This window comes from Streptococcus sp. KR (assembly GCF_002238115.1).
Classification (GTDB): domain Bacteria; phylum Bacillota; class Bacilli; order Lactobacillales; family Streptococcaceae; genus Streptococcus.
The window spans coordinates 1-211 of record NZ_NGVM01000397.1; the positions used below are offsets into that span (position 1 = coordinate 1).

Annotated in this window: 1 protein-coding gene; it reads right to left on the reverse strand. The window is 44.1% G+C overall.

Annotation, left to right across the window (positions count from 1 at the left end; all coding sequences use genetic code 11):
* Positions 1–211, reverse strand: a 211-nt coding sequence (locus tag CBI42_RS12435) for a beta-L-arabinofuranosidase domain-containing protein (protein WP_142294194.1), incomplete at both ends; no start/stop codon positions are given.

Genomic DNA, 211 nt, shown 5'->3' on the forward strand with positions numbered 1-211 from the left:
ATTGAGCAACATAAATGTCGTTACCGTCTTCGTAGTAAATTCCGTCAACTAATGTTGAATGACGTTCTGTTCCACTACCTACACAGCACCAGAAGCCGCCACGATCGAACTCTTTAGTCGCATTTGGTGAAACACTCAGGTTGTAGAGATATTCTGCGATAGCGCTGTCATTATTCTGCTGAGCCATGATGGCGTTGATGAAACGAATCTC